The sequence below is a fragment of the Priestia sp. P5_B4 genome, from assembly GCF_056400385.1.
Genome location: NZ_JBFULJ010000001.1, coordinates 1 through 15,763 on the forward strand (window position 1 = coordinate 1; position 15,763 = coordinate 15,763).

Consider the following 15,763-nt stretch of genomic DNA (forward strand, 5'->3'; position numbering starts at 1 on the left):
CTCTTGTCTGGTGGCGATAGCGAAGAGGTCACACCCGTTCCCATACCGAACACGGAAGTTAAGCTCTTTAGCGCCAATGGTAGTTGGGACTTTGTCCCTGTGAGAGTAGGACGTTGCCAGGCCAATAAAAAGACTAGTCATTCAATGACTAGTCTTTTTTGTTTCTAAAAATTACAGAGTGAATTTAACTTTTAAATTATGTTACACTATAGTGGATTCATTTAATTTTTTATTATAAAAGTTCTTTTTGACGTTGTAAGAAACTTCTTTCAAACTGGAGGCTGCATTTTGGGTAAGAAATCAAAAAAAGTACTATACGAATTACAGGAAAATGAAACAATCGCAAGTTGTTTAGATCGGATGAAAAAAGATGGGTATATGCCCGTTCGACGCATGGAAAAGCCTATCTTTGAAGAAAAAGAAATAAATGGTAAAAAAGAGTATGTTCCGGTAAAGCAACAGATTATTTTCGAAGGGAAAAGTCTCTAAATACGAACATTTTAATGATAAAAATAGTAAATATTCGATTTTTAGGTTGACTTTTTTCCGGTTTGGCTGTTATTATTAAGTTGTCAATTGAGATATCCGAAACCTCATATAATAGTGGGAATATGGCCCACGAGTTTCTACCCGATGACCGTAAATCATTGGACTATGAGGAGAGTACAATTACTAAATAGGTAAACATGATTCCTTTTCAAAAGGAATGTTGATACATGAAACCTAGGGTAGTTGTGGCTTTCCTTTAGTGAGCCATAACTTTACCCTAGGTTTTTTTATAACGTGAAAAAGGAGCTTTTATTCATGAATGTAAAAGTTGCTGTTGTGATGGGCAGTCAGTCAGACTGGAGTACTATGAAATATGCGTGTGACATTTTAGATGAATTAAATATTGAATATGAAAAGAAAGTTGTATCAGCACATCGAACGCCGGATTATATGTTTGAGTACGCTGAAACTGCTAAAGAACGAGGGATTAAAGTTATTATTGCTGGCGCTGGTGGCGCTGCTCACTTACCTGGTATGATTGCTGCAAAAACAATTTTACCTGTAATAGGTGTACCGGTTAAATCAAGTAACTTAAACGGTTTAGATTCACTTTTATCGATTGTTCAAATGCCAGGCGGCGTACCGGTAGCTACAGTAGCTATTGGAAAAGCTGGTTCTACGAACGCTGGCCTGCTAGCAGCACAAATCTTAGCAACACAGGATCCAACGTTAAGTAATCAACTTGAAAATCGTAGAGAGTCTATTAAATCATCTGTGTTAGAAAGTAGTGATCAACTTGTCTAATTTACTTATACCTCCTGGTAAAACAATTGGAATCGTAGGCGGTGGACAGCTAGGAAGAATGATTGCACTATCTGCTAAAGAAATGGGTTATTACATTGCAGTGCTTGAACCAACAGAAGATTCTCCTTGCGGTCAAGTAGCAGATATTAAAGTCATTGGCAACTATGATGATAGAAAAGCGGTTGAACAGCTTGCTGAAGTGTCAGATGTCATCACCTATGAATTTGAAAACGTTGATGTTGAGATGATGAAATGGCTAGAAACAAAATGCTACGTGCCACAAGGCAGTCATTTACTAGCCATCACACAAAATCGTCGTTTAGAAAAAGAAATGATTACAAAGCTTAATCTAGACGTTCCTGATTACTCAATCGTTACGACTGAAGAAGAACTTTTAAAAGCTGTCGAAACAATTGGTTATCCATGTGTTGTAAAAACTTGCCGAGGCGGATATGACGGTAAAGGGCAAGTTCTAGTGAAAAATGAGAATAATATTCGTGAAGCAGCTGAGCTATTAGCACAGTCGGAATGCATTGTAGAACAATGGATGAACTTAGATAAAGAAGTATCAGTTATTGTACACCGCAATGCAAAAGGCGAAACGGTATGTTTACCAGTAGCTGAGAACATTCATAAGCATCATATTTTGCACCAAACGATTGTTCCGGCACGTATTACAGCAGATCAAGAAGCGAAAGCTCTTCAATATGCGCAAGAAATAGCAAAAGGATTAGATTTAGTTGGTACATTAGCAGTTGAAATGTTCCTAACTGAAGAAGGTCAGCTTTATATAAATGAAATGGCACCTAGACCTCATAATTCAGGTCATTATTCAATCAATGCTTGTGATCTTTCTCAATTTCAGCAGCATGTAAGAGCCATTTGTAACTGGACCCTAGCACAGCCGACTTTATTAAAACCTGCTGTTATGGTTAACCTATTAGGGGAACATATTGAGAACACAATGGCAAAAATCGAATGTTTAGATGATATGCACTTGCATTTGTACGGAAAAAAAGTTGCAAAAGAGAAGAGAAAAATGGGACATATCACGGTATTAGCTGATAAGATAGATGAGGCGATAGAAAAAGCCGAATCTCTAGGAATTTGGGAAAGAACGGAGGACGTAACAACATGATTGAACGTTATACAAGACCAGAAATGGCAGCTATTTGGACAGAAGAAAATAAATTTAAAGCTTGGTTAGAAGTTGAAATTCTAGCTTGCGAAGCATGGTCAGAATTAGGACATATTCCGAAAGAAGATGTAAAGTTAATTCGTCAAAATGCATCTTTTGATATTAACCGCATCAATGAAATTGAACTAGAAACGCGTCATGACGTAGTAGCTTTCACTCGTGCAGTATCTGAAACGCTTGGTGAAGAGCGCAAGTGGGTACACTACGGTTTGACTTCAACTGACGTAGTTGATACAGCTCTATCTTATTTATTAAAGCAAGCTAATGAAATCTTGCTAAGTGACGTAGAGCGCTTTGTAGAAGTACTAAAGGAAAAAGCTCAAGAACATAAGTATACGGTTATGATGGGACGTACGCACGGTGTACACGCTGAGCCAACGACATTTGGTTTGAAAATGGGATTATGGTACGAAGAAATGAAGCGTAACCTAGAGCGTTTAAAACGTGCTGCAGCTGAAGTGGAATTCGGTAAAATGTCAGGAGCAGTTGGAACGTTCGCTAACATCGATCCTTTTGTTGAAAAATACGTATGTGAGAAGTTAGGAATTTCACCAGCACCAATCTCTACGCAAACATTACAGCGTGACCGTCATGCACACTATATGTCAGTACTAGCGTTAATTGCGACATCTATTGAGAAATTTGCAGTAGAAGTTCGCGGTCTTCAAAAGAGTGAAACACGTGAGGTTGAAGAGTACTTTGCAAAAGGTCAAAAAGGATCATCTGCAATGCCTCATAAACGTAATCCAATCGGTTCTGAGAACGTAACGGGACTTGCTCGCTTAATTCGCGGCTATATGGTTACAGCTTATGATAATGTACCGCTTTGGCATGAGCGTGACATCTCTCATTCATCGGCAGAGCGTGTCATCTTACCTGATGCAACGATTGCTTTAAATTACATGTTAAATCGTTTTGCAAACATTGTTAAAAACTTAACAGTATTCCCTGACAATATGAAGCGCAACATGGATCGTACACTAGGATTAATTTACTCACAGCGTGTACTGTTAACACTAATCAATAAAGGCATGGTACGCGAAGAAGCATACGACTTAGTACAGCCAAAAGCAATGGAAGCATGGGAAACGCAAGTTCCTTTCCGTTCTTTAATTGAAGACGAAGAGCGCATTACTCGCCACTTATCACCAGAAGAGATTGAAGATTGCTTCGATCATAAGCACCATTTAAAAAATGTAGATATGATCTTTGAACGTTTAGGTCTTTAATAAAAAAGGCAAGGCACGTCCTTGCCTTTATCTAAGAAAGTGTATCTGAATATTCTGTATGTAGAGGTGACAGCATGGAAAAGCAAGAGTTACTTTATGAAGGAAAAGCGAAAAAAATTTACGCTACTGATGAGCAAGATGTATTGTGGGTTGCTTATAAAAATGAAGCTACAGCATTCAACGGTCAGAAAAAAGCGGAGATTAGCGGAAAAGCACAGTTGAACAATCAAATTAGTAGTTTACTATTTTCAATGTTACATGAGCAAGGGATTACAACTCACTTTGTGAAGCAGCTTTCAGATCATGAACAAGCGGTTAAGAAAGTAGAAATTGTCCCGCTTGAAGTTGTTGTACGAAATGCTACAGCAGGAAGCCTTGCGAAGCGAATTGGCGTAGAAGAAGGTATTCGTTTTGAACAGCCAATCGTTGAACTTTATTACAAAGACGATGCGCTTGGTGATCCATTAATTCTTGCAGAACATGCGATTTTCCTTAAGGCTGCAACTCAAGAAGAGATTGATAGTTTAAAGGCACAAGCACTTCAAATCAACGAAATATTATCGAAATTTTTCAAAGATAAAGATATTTTCTTAGTAGATTTTAAATTAGAATTCGGCCGTACTTCTCAAGGCGACATTATTTTAGCGGATGAAATTTCACCTGACACTTGCCGCTTCTGGGATGTTCATACGAACGAAAAATTAGATAAAGATGTATTCCGCAGAGATTTAGGCGGTTTAACAGAAGCATACGAAAAAATCTTACAGCGAATCGGAGGATAACCCAACCATGTATAAAGTAAAAGTATTTGTCACATTAAGAGAAAGTGTATTAGACCCTCAAGGAGTAGCCGTTAAAAATTCATTGCACCGTATGTCTTATGAAGAAGTAGAAGAAGTACGCATCGGTAAATTTTTAGAGCTAACAATCGACAGCACAGATTCATTAGATGAACGCGTAAAAGAAATGTGTGAAAAGCTTTTAGTTAATACAGTAATTGAAGATTACCGTTACGAGGTTGAGGAGGTTGTCGTACAGTGAAATTTGCTGTAATTGTTTTTCCAGGATCAAACTGTGACGTCGATATGTATCATGCTATCAAAGATGAGCTTGGTGAAGAAGTAGATTACGTTTGGCACGATACAGAATCATTAGATCAATATGATGGTATCTTGCTTCCAGGTGGTTTCTCATATGGAGATTACCTTCGTTCAGGTGCTATCGCTCGTTTCTCAAATGTAATGGACGCTGTAAAAAAAGCAGCAAGCCAAGGAAAGCCAGTACTAGGTGTATGTAATGGATTCCAAATTTTATTAGAAGCAGGATTACTGCCAGGTGCTATGCGCCGTAATGAAAACTTAAAATTCATCTGTAAAACAGTGAATTTGAAAGTAGCTAATAACGAAACAATGTTTACAAATGCTTATGGCAAAGATGAAGTAATTGCTATTCCAGTGGCACACGGTGAAGGCAACTACTATTGTGATGAACACACGTTACAAAAATTGATTGAAAACAACCAGATTCTTTTCCAATACGCAGGTGATAATCCAAACGGAAGTCTTCAAGATATTGCAGGGATTACGAACGAAACAGGCAACGTATTAGGAATGATGCCTCACCCAGAAAGAGCGGTAAGCGATCTTTTAGGAAGCGCGGACGGACTTAAATTATTTCAATCAATCGTAAAGCAGTGGAGGGAACAAAATGTCGTTACTTCTTGAACCAAATGTAGAGCAAATTAAAGAACAAAAGTTATATCGAGACATGGGATTAACAGACGAAGAGTTTGCGAATGTAGAGCAACTGCTTGGTCGTACTCCTAATTATACAGAAACAGGCTTATTCTCTGTTATGTGGTCAGAGCACTGCAGTTATAAAAACTCTAAGCCTGTACTGAAAAAATTCCCTATCACGGGTGAAAAAGTATTACAAGGTCCTGGTGAAGGAGCTGGTATCGTTGATATTGGTGACAACCAAGCCGTTGTATTTAAAATCGAAAGTCATAACCATCCATCAGCGATTGAACCTTATCAAGGAGCAGCAACTGGTGTAGGTGGTATCATTCGTGACGTCTTTTCAATGGGAGCAAGACCGATTGCACTTTTAAACTCTTTGCGTTTTGGTGAATTAACATCTCCAAAGGTTCGTCATTTGTTTGAGGAAGTAGTAGCGGGAATCGCAGGTTACGGTAACTGTGTAGGAATCCCAACAGTAGGCGGAGAAATTCAGTTTGAAGCTTCATATGAAGGAAATCCGCTTGTTAACGCTATGTGTGTGGGTTTAATTAATCACGAAGACATTCAAAAAGGTCAAGCTAAAGGCGTTGGCAACACGGTTATGTACGTAGGAGCAAAAACAGGCCGCGACGGCATCCACGGCGCAACATTTGCTTCTGAAGAACTATCTGATCAGTCAGATGAAAAACGTCCTGCTGTACAAGTAGGAGATCCATTTATGGAAAAACTTCTTCTTGAAGCTTGCTTAGAACTTATCAAGTGTGACGCTTTAGTCGGTATTCAAGATATGGGTGCTGCGGGCTTAACAAGTTCTTCAGCAGAGATGGCAAGTAAAGCGGGTTCTGGTATTGAAATGAACCTTGATCTTGTACCTCAGCGTGAAACAGGTATGACACCATATGAAATGATGCTTTCAGAATCTCAAGAGCGCATGCTTATCGTTGTTGAAAAAGGCCGTGAAAATGAAATCGTAGAAATCGTAGAAAAATACGGATTAGAAGCTGTTTCAGTTGGTCATGTAACCGACGATAAGCGCCTTCGTTTAACTCACAACGGAGAAGTAGTAGCAGATGTTCCTGTAGATGCATTAGCAGAAGATGCACCGGTATACCACAAGCCATCTCAAGAACCAGCATACTATCGTGAGTTCCAAGAGCAGTCAGCATATGCTCCTACTGTTGAAAATCACAGTGATATGTTAGTAACACTTTTAAAACAGCCTACTATTGCAAACAAAGAGTGGGTTTACAACCAATATGACTATCAAGTACGTACAAACACAGTTGTATCTCCTGGATCTGATGCGGCGGTTGTTCGTGTACGTGATACAAATAAAGCATTAGCGATGACAACAGACTGTAACTCTCGCTATTTATACCTAGACCCAGAAGTAGGCGGCCGTATTGCAGTAGCAGAAGCTGCTCGTAACCTTGTATGTTCAGGTGCCCAGCCTCTTGCAATTACAGACTGCTTAAACTTCGGTAACCCTGAAAAACCAGAAATCTTCTGGCAAATTGAAAAAGCAACAGACGGTATGAGCGACGCTTGCCGTGAGCTATTGACTCCGGTTATCGGCGGTAACGTATCTCTTTACAATGAAACAAAAGGTGAAGCAATTTACCCAACTCCTGTTATCGGAATGGTTGGTTTGATCGACGATCTCAACCATATTACAACTCAATATGCGAAGCAAAAAGATGACTTAATCTATGTGATTGGTAAAGCTGAAGCAGAATTCGCAGGTACTGAGCTTCAAAAAGTACTAGAAAACGGTACGGTATTTGGGCATTCACCTAAATTAGATTTAGCAGTTGAAAAAACACGTCAAGATCAGCTTCTTCAAGCAATTCGTGAAGGTGCAGTTCAATCTGCTCACGATATTGCAGAAGGAGGATTCGCGGTAGCCCTAGCTGAAAAAGTGATGAACGGCAGCGGATTAGGTGTGGACGTAACGGTAGACGGCGAAGCAACAGCAGAGCTATTCAGTGAAACACAATCGCGTTTTATCGTAACGGTTTCTCCAGAGAATAAAGAAAAATTCGAAATGCTTGTACAAGATGTAACATTAGTAGGACGCGTAACAGAAGACGCAACATTAACTGTTAAACATCAAGAAAATGTTCTTGTTCAATTATCAGTTGAAGAATTAACTACTGCTTGGAAAGGAGCGCTTCCATGCTTGCTGAAATCAAAGGCTTAAACGAAGAATGTGGCGTATTCGGTGTATGGGGACATGAAAATGCAAGCCAGATTGCTTATTACGGTTTGCATAGCTTGCAGCACCGCGGACAAGAAGGCGCTGGTATTGCTGTAACAGACGGAGAAAAAGTGACAGTAATGAAAGGTGTCGGTCTTGTTAACGAAGTATTTGGCCACGGAGAGTTAGAGCAACTAAACGGTAAAGCAGCAATTGGACACGTTCGTTATGCAACAGCTGGAGGCGGAGGGTTTGAAAATGTTCAACCCCTTCACTTCCGCTCTCATAGCGGAAGCCTTGCGTTAGCTCATAATGGAAACTTGGTTAATGCAAATGCATTAAAGCATCAGCTGGAAAACCAAGGGAGTATTTTTCAATCAACATCGGATACAGAAGTACTTGCTCATTTAATTAAACGAAGCGGCTATGAAGATATGAAAGATAAAGTAAAAAATGCTTTATCAATGGTTAAAGGCGCATACGCATTCGTTATCTTAACAGAAGATACGATGATGGTTGCACTTGACCCTCACGGATTGCGTCCGTTATCAATTGGACGATTAGGTGATGCTTATGTAGTAGCTTCTGAAACATGTGCGTTCGATATCGTTGGAGCAGTTCATGAGCGTGATGTAGAGCCGGGTGAATTACTCATTATTAACGATGAAGGTATTCAATCAGAACGTTTCACATTAAATGTAAACCGCGCAATTTGCAGTATGGAATATATTTATTTCTCAAGACCAGATAGTAATATTGATGGAATCAATGTTCACTCTGCTCGTAAAAACCTTGGGAAACAACTTGCAGTTGAGTCACCGATTGAGGCAGACGTTGTAACAGGCGTTCCTGATTCAAGTATTTCAGCAGCGATCGGTTTTGCAGAACAGTCAGGAATTCCATACGAATTAGGTTTAATTAAGAATCGATACGTAGGCCGTACATTCATTCAGCCTTCACAAGAATTGCGTGAACAAGGTGTAAAAATGAAGCTGTCTCCTGTACGTAAAATTGTAGAGGGTAAACGTGTTGTCATGGTAGATGATTCTATCGTTCGCGGCACAACAAGCCGTCGCATTGTTCGTATGCTTCGAGAAGCAGGAGCAACTGAAGTACATGTACGCATCAGTTCACCCCCTATCAAAAATCCATGTTTTTATGGAATTGACACGTCGTCATCCTCTGAGCTAATTGCTGCTACGCGCTCTGTTGAAGAAATTCGTGAATTGATTGAAGCTGATTCACTTGTTTTCTTAAGCAACGAAGGGTTAGTAGATGCAATCGGCAGACAGTATGAAGGCAACGGCGGACAGTGTATGGCATGTTTCACTGGAAAGTATCCAACTGAAATTTATCCAGATACTGTACACCCTCATGAAAAGGTAACTTGTTAGTTTTAACGTAAAAAAGGAGTGACAACATGTCATATTCATATAAACAAGCTGGAGTTGACTTAGAAGCAGGATATGAAGCTGTTTCACGTATTAAAAAGCACGTAGAACGCACTGCTCGTGCAGGTATTATGGGAACAGTCGGCGGCTTTGGCGGAATGTTCGATTTATCTACATTGAATTTAAAAGAGCCTGTTCTTGTTTCTGGTACAGATGGAGTAGGAACAAAATTGAAACTTGCTTTTCAGATGGATAAGCATGACACAATCGGTGTGGATGCAGTGGCCATGTGTGTAAACGACGTTTTAGCACAAGGAGCAGAGCCTCTTTACTTCTTAGATTATATTGCTTGCGGGAAAGCAGTTCCTGAAAAAATTGAATCGATTGTAAAAGGAATTGCAGACGGCTGTGAACAATCCAACTGTGCGTTAATTGGCGGAGAAACAGCTGAAATGCCAGGTTTATACGAAGAAGATGAATATGATCTTGCAGGGTTTACAGTAGGAGCAGTAGAAAAGTCAGAAATTATTACTGGAGATGAGATTAAAGCTGGACAGCTGTTAATCGGTATTTCATCTAGCGGTATCCACAGCAATGGCTACTCTCTTGTACGTAAAATCGTTGATGATCAGGGATTAAATCTTCAAGAAACTTACGCTGGTTTTAACGAAAAGCTTGGAGTTGAGTTATTAACACCAACAAAAATATACGTGAAGCCGGTCCTAAAAGCATTACATGCAGCTAAGATTGCAGGTATGGCTCATATTACTGGAGGCGGATTTGTTGAAAATATCCCTCGTATGCTTCCTGAAGGTTTAGGTGTAGAAATCGATTACGGTTCTTGGCCAATTCCATACGTGTTTGATTTCCTTGAAGAGCAAGGCAAGCTAGACCGTAAAGAAATGTTCGAAGTATTTAACATGGGAATCGGATTTGTTTTAGCTGTTGAACCTGAAGATATGAATAAAGTCATTGAAGCAATTGAAAACGAAGGCGAAAAAGCATTTGTTATCGGACGTGTCAAAGAAGGAACAGGTGTTGAATTTGCTGGAGGGACGTTTGCATGATAAATATTGCAGTGTTTGCTTCTGGAAACGGCAGTAACTTTCAATCCGTCTACGAAGCGACTCAGTCAGGTCGATTAAAAGCAAATATCGCGCTTGTTGTTTGCAATAAACCCGATGCATACGTAATTGAACGAGCAAAAGCATGTGGAATACCATGCTTTGTTTGTTCGCCTAAAGACTATGAAAATAAAGAAGCGTATGAAGCAGCAATTCTTGCAGAGCTTACATCAGCTAAAGTAGAATTTCTTGTTTTAGCAGGATATATGCGATTAGTTGGTTCGACGTTGCTTAAGCCATACAAAAATCGTATTGTTAATATTCATCCGTCGCTTTTACCTGCATTTCCTGGGATTGATGCTATTGGTCAAGCTTTTGATGCAGGAGTAAAAGTGATTGGAATTACCGTGCATTTTGTAGATGAAGGAATGGATACAGGACCAATTATTGATCAGCAGGCTATTCGCATTGAAAAAGGCGATACAAGAGAAACAGTCGAGGCCCGCATTCATGAAATTGAACATCAATTTTATCCCGCGGTACTAAATGAATTATTCGAACAAGCCGCAGTTAAATAAATAGGATGTAACCTTGTCAAAAAAGTTTTAATCCTTTACTATGGTAGAGTAGTAGTGAAAGAAAGATTTTAAATGAGAGATCGGATCAGGAGGAGTTTACAAAATGACAGCAAAACGCGCACTTATTAGCGTATCTGATAAAGAAGGTATTGTTTCATTTGCACAAGAATTAAAGGACTTAGGAGTAGAAATTATTTCAACTGGCGGTACAAAACGTACACTAGAAGAAAACGGCATTGACGTTATCGGAATTTCTGAAGTAACTGATTTCCCAGAAATTTTAGACGGTCGTTTAAAAACATTGCATCCTAACGTTCACGGTGCTTTATTAGCGTTACGCGATAACGAAGAGCATCAAGCACAAATGAAAGAGCATAATATCTCGCCAATCGACTTTGTAGTTGTAAACTTATATCCATTTAAAAAGACAATTGAAAAAGAGGATGTAACGCTTGCTGAAGCGATTGAGAATATTGACATCGGTGGACCTACAATGCTTCGTTCAGCTGCGAAAAACTATCGTTCTGTCTCAGTTGTAGTAGATCCAAGCGATTACGCAACCGTAGTAGAAGAGTTAAAAGCTGATGGCAATGTTTCATTTGAAACCAATCAACGATTAGCAGCAAAAGTATTCCGTCATACGGCAGCTTATGATGCATTAATCGCTGAATACTTAACAAACATTACAGGTGAAACAACTCCTGAGAAATTAACAGTAACGTATGAGCGTGTTCAAGGCTTACGATACGGAGAAAATCCTCACCAACAAGCTTCTTTCTATAAAAAGCCGTTAACACAAAAAGGTTCTATTGCAACAGCTACGCAGCTGCATGGAAAAGAGTTATCATACAATAATATCAACGATGCAAATGCAGCTCTTCAAATCGTAAAAGAATTCAAAGAGCCGGCTATCGTAGCGATCAAACATATGAATCCTTGCGGTGTAGGTGTGGGTGAAACAATTGCTCAAGCTTATCAAAAAGCATACGAAGCGGATTCTACATCTATCTTTGGCGGTATCGTAGCAGCTAACCGTCCTATCGACCGTGAAACGGCTATTCAGTTAAAAGAAATTTTCTTAGAAATCATCATTGCGCCTGCGTTCGATCAAGAAGCATTAGATGTATTAACAGCTAAGAAAAACCTTCGTTTACTAACGATAGAGCTTGATGAAAAAGCAGAAAAAGAAGCTTTCTTAACATCTGTAAAAGGCGGCGTTCTTGTTCAGGATGAAGATGTGTTCGGATTTGATGATGCAACGATTACTGTTCCAACGAAACGCGAGCCAACAGAAAAAGAGTGGGCAGATTTAAAATTAGCATGGAAAGTTGTTAAAAATGTTAAGTCTAATGCTATTGTACTTGCAAAAGATGACATGACAATTGGCGTAGGGGCTGGTCAAATGAATCGTGTAGGCGCTGCAAAAATTGCGATTGAACAAGCTGGTGAAAAAGCACAAGGTTCAGCTTTAGGTTCAGATGCGTTCTTCCCAATGGGCGATACAGTAGAAGCAGCAGCTAAAGCAGGAATTACAGCGATTATTCAGCCAGGCGGATCAATTCGTGATGAAGAGTCAATTGCAAAAGCAGATGAATACGGCATTGCAATGGTATTTACAGGCGTAAGACATTTTAAACATTAATGAGGTGAAGAACGTGAATGTTTTAGTTATTGGAAAAGGCGGAAGAGAGCATACAATTGCATGGAAAGCTTCAAAAAGTCCACTTGTTAACGAAGTGTTTGTAGCACCAGGAAATCCGGGCATGAGAGATGTGGCAACGATTGTACCAATCGATGAAAGCAGCCAAGAAGAGCTTGTGCTATTTGCAAAAGAAAACAAGATTGGATTAACAATTGTTGGACCAGAAAATCCGCTAATTGAAGGCATTGTTGATCGATTTGAACAAGAAGGTCTTCCAGTCTTTGGACCGCGCAAACAAGCAGCGATGATTGAAGGAAGCAAAAGCTTTGCAAAAGAGCTCATGAAAAAGTATGATATTCCAACCGCAGCGTATGAAACATTTACGTCTTACGAGGAAGCAAAAGCATATGTGGAAAAGCAAGGCGCTCCAATTGTTATTAAAGCAGACGGCTTAGCGGCTGGTAAAGGTGTAACTGTTGCTTTAACAGTGGAAGAAGCTGTAGATACATTACGTGATTTTCTAGTTGACCAAAAATTTAAAGAAGCAAGTGCAAAAGTAGTTGTAGAAGAATTTTTGGATGGTGAAGAATTTTCATTAATGGCATTTGTACGCGGTACAAATGTATATCCAATGGTAATTGCACAAGATCATAAGCGTGCTTTTGACGGCGATCAAGGTCCAAACACAGGAGGCATGGGAGCTTACTCTCCTGTTCCGCAAATCAGTGATGCAGAAGTACAAGAGGCTGTAGAAAACATCTTACTTCCAATGGCTAAAGGATTAGCTGAAGAAGGCTGTGAGTATACAGGAATTCTATATGCTGGTCTGATTCAAACACAAAAAGGACCAAAAGTTATTGAATTTAATGCGCGTTTTGGAGATCCGGAAACCCAGGTTGTACTGCCGCGTATGAAAAGCGATTTAGTCGATGTGCTTCTTCGCATTTTGAAAGAAGAAAAAGTAGAAATTGAATGGGATGATGAAGCAGCTATCGGAATCGTATTAGCAGCAGCAGGCTACCCAGAAGATTATCAAAAGGGTGCGCCAATTAACGGATTGGATGCGATTAGTGAAGACGCGCTTGTTTTCCACGCTGGTACAGCTTTAGAAAACGACACATACGTTTCAAACGGCGGCCGTGTTCTATTAGTAGGTGCTAAAGGAGCAACTCTTCAAGAAGCGCAGCAAGAAGTATACAAGCAAATGGCTCATATCGATGTAGAAAAAGGCTTTTTCTATCGTAAAGACATCGGCCATCGTGCATTAACAAAAGCAGCTTTAAAATAAAAAAGGAGAGCTCCGGCTCTCCTTTTTACCTTATGAAGGATTATACGTTTCTTCATTTCCATTTGGATGGTGTTCATGTTCATCATGTTTTTGACATGAATCATATGCGTACGTAAGAGGGCAAAAACGCGTGATGCCTTCTGCCACTTTTAAAGCTCCCATTAATCCTAAGAAGATGTATGAATCTTTGTACGGTCTGCGAGATAAACGAGATGTTGTCCAAGAAAGAAGGGTAAAGCCCAGTGTAAGTCGAATTAATGCGTTAACAATACCGATATTTGGTTTCATGTTTTATCACCTTTATTCATAAAATTAATAACAGTTTCTGAATGCGTTTACATCAAGGATATGTTACGATAAAAATACATAGTAAATTAGGGGGAATTTAGCATGCCGGAACAAAGATACCGCTGGAAAAGCAAACATATTAGACAGCAGCTCTTAGTATTAAACGGTCAAAAAGCACCAACTATTGTCTTAAAAGATGCAACATATTTGAACGCTCGAATGAAGCAGTGGAAAAAAGCACATATTTGGGTTTACCAAGATCGTATTGTATACGTCGGCTCAGAGATGCCTAAGCACACAGACGCTTCTACAGAGATTATAGACTGCATTGAGAAATATGTGGTTCCTGGGTATATTGAGCCGCATGTTCACCCGTTTCAGTTATATAATCCCCAGACTTTTTCCCAATATGCAGCCAAGCACGGAACAACGACTTTATTTAATGACAATTTAATTCTCGCTTTACAGCTCGAACAAAAAACGGCGTTTTCATTGATTGAAGAAATGAAAACGTTACCACAATCGCTGTATTGGTGGTGCAGATTTGATTCGCAGACGGAAATTGATGAAGAGGCTGACATCTTCTCACATACGAACATTACTTCTTGGCTACAAAATGAAGCTGTCTTACAAGGAGGCGAACTGACAAGTTGGCCGAAGCTTTTAGACGGAGATGATTTAATGCTTCACTGGGTTCAAGAGACAAAACGGATGAGAAAGCACATTGAAGGACATTTCCCAGGGGCGTCAGCATTTACCTTGGCAAAAATGAAATTGCTCGGAGCAGACAGCGATCATGAGTCTATGACGGGGGAAGATGTTGTTGCTCGGTTAACACAAGGCTATGACGTTGCTTTGCGCCACTCTTCAATTCGGCCGGATTTGCCAAAATTGCTGCAGGAGTTAAAAGAGCTGCAGGTAGATTATTTTGACCATATTACGATGAATACAGACGGTTCTCCGCCTTCTTTTTACCAAAATGGCGTGTCAGATATGTTAATTACATTAGCTATTTCAGAAGGGGTTCCCGTGTTAGATGCTTATAATATGGTGTCTGTAAATATTGCTCGCTATTATAACATGGAACATTTGCACGGGCATGTAGCAACAGGCTGTGTGGCTAATATTAATATTTTAGAAGATCCTATGCGGCCTACTCCGGTCTCTGTGCTAGCAAAAGGAAAGTGGATGAAAAAAGAAGGCAAAGAACAAGCATTAGCCTCAGTAGAATTTCCTTGGGAAAAGTTTGGTTTTTCACCGTTAAAGTTGGACTTTGATTTAACGATGGACGATTTTCAATTTTCAATGCCAGTAGGCGTAAAAATGAAAAATGCTGTTATTATGGAGCCGTATTCAATTCACTTGAATGTGAGCGGAGATGTATTAGCCTCTGATCATGATGAAAGTTTTTTAGTGCTGGTGGACCGAGAAGGCAAGTGGCGGATCAATACGCTGTTAAAAGGATTTGCGACAAATGTATCGGGACTGGCAAGTTCATTTTCAAATACAGGTGATTTTATTTTAATTGGAAAATCGAAAAAAGATATGATGTGTGCATTTAAACGTATGAAAGAAATTGGAGGCGGTATTGTCATTACAGAAGATGAGAAAGTAGTATACGAACTGGATCTTCCGTTAAAAGGAGTCATGTCGAATCTGCCGATGGAGGAATTAAGTAAACGAGAGGTAGAACTCAAGAAAGTGCTGGGTGAGCGAGGATACAAGCACGATGATCCCGTCTATTCACTGCTGTTCTTTTCGTCTACACATTTGCCCTATATTCGTATCACGCCAGTAGGAATTTATGATGTTATGAATAAAAAAGTACTTTTTCCGTCTATAATGCGTTAAAATAT

Annotated in this window: 15 protein-coding genes, 1 rRNA gene and 1 riboswitch; of the genes, 15 read left to right on the forward strand and 1 reads right to left on the reverse strand. The window is 39.6% G+C overall.

The features are described from left to right. The first annotated feature begins 6 nt into the window (after positions 1-6). The 14 genes from rrf (at position 7) to purD (ending at position 13,619) form a co-directional block, all read left to right on the forward strand. Positions 7-122, forward strand: a 5S ribosomal RNA gene (gene rrf / locus AC1DRF_RS00005). A 166-nt stretch (positions 123-288) separates the two neighbouring features. Then, positions 289-489 carry an NETI motif-containing protein gene (locus AC1DRF_RS00010; RefSeq protein WP_043975822.1) on the forward strand — a complete coding sequence of 67 codons (201 nt, stop codon included), beginning with the start codon at positions 289-291 and terminating at the stop codon, positions 487-489. A gap of 84 nt (positions 490-573) precedes the next feature. Further along, a riboswitch (purine riboswitch) is annotated at positions 574-675 on the forward strand. A gap of 129 nt (positions 676-804) precedes the next feature. Beyond that, positions 805-1,293, forward strand: a complete 489-nt coding sequence (gene purE / locus AC1DRF_RS00015) for a 5-(carboxyamino)imidazole ribonucleotide mutase (protein WP_427076851.1) — start codon at positions 805-807, stop codon at positions 1,291-1,293. Then, the gene (gene purK / locus AC1DRF_RS00020; RefSeq protein ID WP_043975820.1) at positions 1,286-2,431 is read left to right on the forward strand and encodes a 5-(carboxyamino)imidazole ribonucleotide synthase; all 1,146 of its coding nucleotides are present in this window, start codon (positions 1,286-1,288) and stop codon (positions 2,429-2,431) included. The genes purE and purK overlap by 8 nt, the downstream gene beginning before the upstream one ends. After that, positions 2,428-3,720, forward strand: a complete 1,293-nt coding sequence (gene purB, locus AC1DRF_RS00025) for an adenylosuccinate lyase (RefSeq protein WP_477740199.1) — start codon at positions 2,428-2,430, stop codon at positions 3,718-3,720. The genes purK and purB overlap by 4 nt, the downstream gene beginning before the upstream one ends. 74 nt (positions 3,721-3,794) lie before the next feature. After that, positions 3,795-4,502, forward strand: coding sequence for a phosphoribosylaminoimidazolesuccinocarboxamide synthase (purC, locus tag AC1DRF_RS00030; RefSeq protein ID WP_013055037.1), 708 nt, complete (start codon positions 3,795-3,797; stop codon positions 4,500-4,502). Between the two features lie 7 nt (positions 4,503-4,509). Continuing rightward, positions 4,510-4,761: a phosphoribosylformylglycinamidine synthase subunit PurS gene (gene purS, locus AC1DRF_RS00035; RefSeq protein ID WP_013055038.1), complete on the forward strand. Its 252-nt coding sequence runs from the start codon at positions 4,510-4,512 to the stop codon at positions 4,759-4,761. Next, positions 4,758-5,444 carry a phosphoribosylformylglycinamidine synthase subunit PurQ gene (purQ, locus tag AC1DRF_RS00040; RefSeq protein WP_013055039.1) on the forward strand — a complete coding sequence of 229 codons (687 nt, stop codon included), beginning with the start codon at positions 4,758-4,760 and terminating at the stop codon, positions 5,442-5,444. The genes purS and purQ overlap by 4 nt, the downstream gene beginning before the upstream one ends. Then, on the forward strand, positions 5,428-7,659 hold the full coding sequence (gene purL / locus AC1DRF_RS00045; RefSeq protein WP_427076850.1) for a phosphoribosylformylglycinamidine synthase subunit PurL: 2,232 nt from the start codon (positions 5,428-5,430) through the stop codon (positions 7,657-7,659). The genes purQ and purL overlap by 17 nt, the downstream gene beginning before the upstream one ends. Next, entirely contained in the window at positions 7,635-9,050 is a 1,416-nt protein-coding gene (gene purF / locus AC1DRF_RS00050) for an amidophosphoribosyltransferase (RefSeq protein WP_013055041.1), read from the forward strand. The genes purL and purF overlap by 25 nt, the downstream gene beginning before the upstream one ends. A gap of 26 nt (positions 9,051-9,076) precedes the next feature. Next, positions 9,077-10,114 (forward strand): phosphoribosylformylglycinamidine cyclo-ligase, encoded by a 1,038-nt coding sequence (gene purM / locus AC1DRF_RS00055; protein ID WP_013081441.1) that lies wholly within the window; start codon positions 9,077-9,079, stop codon positions 10,112-10,114. Further along, positions 10,111-10,689 carry a phosphoribosylglycinamide formyltransferase gene (purN, locus tag AC1DRF_RS00060; RefSeq protein ID WP_162215160.1) on the forward strand — a complete coding sequence of 193 codons (579 nt, stop codon included), beginning with the start codon at positions 10,111-10,113 and terminating at the stop codon, positions 10,687-10,689. Before purM ends, purN begins: the two co-directional genes overlap by 4 nt. Positions 10,690-10,792: 103 nt before the next feature. Further along, the gene (purH, locus tag AC1DRF_RS00065) at positions 10,793-12,331 is read left to right on the forward strand and encodes a bifunctional phosphoribosylaminoimidazolecarboxamide formyltransferase/IMP cyclohydrolase (protein ID WP_098580190.1); all 1,539 of its coding nucleotides are present in this window, start codon (positions 10,793-10,795) and stop codon (positions 12,329-12,331) included. A 13-nt stretch (positions 12,332-12,344) separates the two neighbouring features. Then, complete coding sequence (gene purD, locus AC1DRF_RS00070) at positions 12,345-13,619, forward strand: phosphoribosylamine--glycine ligase (RefSeq protein WP_025752919.1); 1,275 nt, start codon at positions 12,345-12,347, stop codon at positions 13,617-13,619. Positions 13,620-13,649: 30 nt separating this feature from the next. On the opposite strand, the gene AC1DRF_RS00075 is transcribed toward purD, so the two are convergent. After that, positions 13,650-13,907, reverse strand: coding sequence for a YgaP family membrane protein (locus tag AC1DRF_RS00075; RefSeq protein WP_016762773.1), 258 nt, complete (start codon positions 13,905-13,907; stop codon positions 13,650-13,652). 102 nt (positions 13,908-14,009) lie between these two features. Here AC1DRF_RS00075 and AC1DRF_RS00080 point away from each other — a divergent pair, with 102 nt between their 5' ends. Continuing rightward, positions 14,010-15,758, forward strand: coding sequence for an adenine deaminase C-terminal domain-containing protein (locus AC1DRF_RS00080; RefSeq protein ID WP_427076849.1), 1,749 nt, complete (start codon positions 14,010-14,012; stop codon positions 15,756-15,758). Positions 15,759-15,763 lie beyond the last annotated feature (5 nt).

What these genes read in the sequence shown, in the direction of transcription:
- purE (WP_427076851.1), top strand. Translation starts at nt 805, where the DNA reads ATGAATGTAAAAGTTGCTGTTGTGATGGGCAGTCAGTCAGACTGGAGT.
- purB (WP_477740199.1), top strand. Translation starts at nt 2,428, where the DNA reads ATGATTGAACGTTATACAAGACCAGAAATGGCAGCTATTTGGACAGAA.
- purC (WP_013055037.1), top strand. Translation starts at nt 3,795, where the DNA reads ATGGAAAAGCAAGAGTTACTTTATGAAGGAAAAGCGAAAAAAATTTAC.
- purS (WP_013055038.1), top strand. Translation starts at nt 4,510, where the DNA reads ATGTATAAAGTAAAAGTATTTGTCACATTAAGAGAAAGTGTATTAGAC.
- purL (WP_427076850.1), top strand. Translation starts at nt 5,428, where the DNA reads ATGTCGTTACTTCTTGAACCAAATGTAGAGCAAATTAAAGAACAAAAG.
- purF (WP_013055041.1), top strand. Translation starts at nt 7,635, where the DNA reads ATGCTTGCTGAAATCAAAGGCTTAAACGAAGAATGTGGCGTATTCGGT.
- purM (WP_013081441.1), top strand. Translation starts at nt 9,077, where the DNA reads ATGTCATATTCATATAAACAAGCTGGAGTTGACTTAGAAGCAGGATAT.
- purN (WP_162215160.1), top strand. Translation starts at nt 10,111, where the DNA reads ATGATAAATATTGCAGTGTTTGCTTCTGGAAACGGCAGTAACTTTCAA.
- purH (WP_098580190.1), top strand. Translation starts at nt 10,793, where the DNA reads ATGACAGCAAAACGCGCACTTATTAGCGTATCTGATAAAGAAGGTATT.
- AC1DRF_RS00075 (WP_016762773.1), bottom strand. Translation starts at nt 13,907, where the DNA reads ATGAAACCAAATATCGGTATTGTTAACGCATTAATTCGACTTACACTG.
- AC1DRF_RS00080 (WP_427076849.1), top strand. Translation starts at nt 14,010, where the DNA reads ATGCCGGAACAAAGATACCGCTGGAAAAGCAAACATATTAGACAGCAG.